We start from the raw sequence: 2,002 nt of genomic DNA, 5'->3' as shown, positions 1-2,002 counted from the left end.
CCCTGCCGATGGACGCGATCGCCGCCCGCGCTGGCGTGTCCCGGACGCTGGCGAAGGGCGCGTTGCGCATCGCCCGGTCTCTCGGCCTGGTGCGGGTGACGCATCGCCCACGGCCGGGGCAGAAGCACCTGCCGAACCTGATCGAGATCACGGATCGCGCCTGGTGCGCCTGGATCGCCGCTCGTCCGCAGACGGATAGGGGGCAGAAGCCTGCCCACCACGGATACAGGTCTCTTCGAGAAAAGAGACGGCAAGCGGCTGTGCAAGACTTCGGGGATAGCGAGGTGCAGGCCCTTGCATCCGCGCACATAGGCTTGCACAAGTGTTCAGCGTCCGTTCCCACAGCCGCACGAGGGCACGATGGCCGATCTCGATCAACACGCTCTGCTCACGCTCGATGAGGCCGCGAAGCACCTACGTGTCTCCCGCCGCCACCTGATGACGCTCCTCTCGGACGGGAAGGGGCCGCCCACCGTCGCGCTCGGCCGGCGCAAGCTGATCCGCCCGGCTGCGCTCGATCGATGGCTCGCCGAACGCGAAACCGCAGCCGCCTGAGGCCCGCCGCGATGGGGCTCGAAAGGGTGTCAGAACCGGCCGGAAATTCGTCTCCGGCGAAACGCTCGGCGCGCTTGGCTGAAACCGTTGCGCCGCAAGCGTTGCGCACCGCCCGGTCCGCTGGATCGGCTCGCACGCCCTCTTCTAGCGTAGAACACGGAAACCGTGCTCGCCGGCGTAGATCGAGGAGGAAGCGTGGTCCGCGAGGCTCGACGCGGCTCGAGTGGTGGCAGGTCCGCGAGATCGATGATTTAGCCCATCGCGCTCGCATGGCCGGCGTCCCGTTCAACGCGATGGTGACGGCCCGCGCCCGCGGCGCGACGGACGCCGAAGGCAAGGCGCTGGTGCGCAAGCTGGTGTTCCGCATCGGCCGCAAGTTCGGCGAGAACGGACACGAGCTGATCGGCGTCATCGTCTACGAGCGCGAGCCGGGGACGGTGCACCTGCACGCGCACGTCCTGCTGCACGTTCCGCCGCGGGCATGGAAGCTGATCGAGGCTTTCAACCGGGCGGACGGCGAGGTGCATGTGCGCCGGGCCGATGCGGATGCGATCGAGTACGTGACGAAGCAACGGCAGTGGCTCGGTCCCGCAGCCGAGAAGGCGATCGGCCGCCGCTGGATTGCGAGTGCCCGGATCGAGGGGCCGCGCTACACGCCCACCACCGCCGCCAAGGCGCTTCTTGCACGAGAGGGCGCGGCGCAGCCGGCCGCGCCCGTCCCGGCCCCTGTGCAGCCTGCCGCCGGCGCGCCCACGATCGAGGCGCAGCCCATCGCCGCCGTGGTCGAGACGCCCGCCGTCCGCACGGTCGCGATCGAAACCGCGGCGATCCCGAGCATGACGAACGCGCCCGCCTATCAACTCGCCCTCGCCCTGGATCAGCCGGCGCAGCCGCGCGCGCCCGATGACGAGTGGGTGCACCACGAGCGCGCCGCCCGCGGTCTCACGCAAGCCGAGTTCGGGGCTCTCGGTGGCATCCGTCAGCCGCACGTCGCGAACGTGGAACGGGCGCACGATCGCCTGCGCTACCGCACCCGACGCGAGATCGCCTATCGGCTCTCCCTGCTGGATCAGGGCAGGATGGCGGCATGACGAACCACGACGCCCACCGCCTCGCCGATCTCGGGTCCTGGTGCCAGGCGCACGCGGCATGGCTCGATCCGCTGATGCGCCCGCCCGCGCAGGATCAGCCGGCTCGCATCGTGGTCCCGGTGGATGATCTCGCCCGCTTCCTCGATGGGCTCGCCCGCCTCGGTCCCGAGCTGCACGAGATCGCCGCCCGGATTGAGGCCGCGGGCGCAGCCCGTCCGCGGCTGCGCGTCGTCGGGGGGAAGGCCGTTCGCGACGAACCTGTGCGGATGTGATGGGTCTGGAAAAATTCTGCCCTCGCCGTCCGTCGTTGCACCCCGTTGCAATTGCCCCCGGGGCAGCGGGGGTTAAAGCCCGAA

At 70.1% G+C, this 2,002-nt stretch carries 3 protein-coding genes; all 3 read left to right on the top strand.

Features of this window, described 5'->3' with window-relative positions:
• Positions 1-360: 360 nt before the first annotated feature.
• The 3 genes from G407_RS0121305 (at position 361) to G407_RS0121295 (ending at position 1,918) form a co-directional block, all read left to right on the top strand.
• Positions 361-555, top strand: a complete 195-nt coding sequence (locus G407_RS0121305) for a helix-turn-helix domain-containing protein (RefSeq protein WP_029032434.1) — start codon at positions 361-363, stop codon at positions 553-555.
• A gap of 269 nt (positions 556-824) precedes the next feature.
• Positions 825-1,646 carry a helix-turn-helix transcriptional regulator gene (locus tag G407_RS0121300; RefSeq protein ID WP_029032433.1) on the top strand — a complete coding sequence of 274 codons (822 nt, stop codon included), beginning with the start codon at positions 825-827 and terminating at the stop codon, positions 1,644-1,646.
• Positions 1,643-1,918 carry a hypothetical protein gene (locus G407_RS0121295; protein WP_029032432.1) on the top strand — a complete coding sequence of 92 codons (276 nt, stop codon included), beginning with the start codon at positions 1,643-1,645 and terminating at the stop codon, positions 1,916-1,918. The genes G407_RS0121300 and G407_RS0121295 overlap by 4 nt, the downstream gene beginning before the upstream one ends.
• Positions 1,919-2,002 lie beyond the last annotated feature (84 nt).

Origin of the sequence: Salinarimonas rosea DSM 21201 (assembly GCF_000429045.1) — a bacterium.
GTDB lineage: Bacteria > Pseudomonadota > Alphaproteobacteria > Rhizobiales > Beijerinckiaceae > Salinarimonas > Salinarimonas rosea.
This window is presented reverse-complemented; position numbering and strand designations above follow the sequence as displayed.

Coding starts and splice junctions, on each gene's coding strand:
- G407_RS0121305 (WP_029032434.1), top strand. CDS start 361: ATGGCCGATCTCGATCAACACGCTCTGCTCACGCTCGATGAGGCCGCG.
- G407_RS0121300 (WP_029032433.1), top strand. CDS start 825: ATGGCCGGCGTCCCGTTCAACGCGATGGTGACGGCCCGCGCCCGCGGC.
- G407_RS0121295 (WP_029032432.1), top strand. CDS start 1,643: ATGACGAACCACGACGCCCACCGCCTCGCCGATCTCGGGTCCTGGTGC.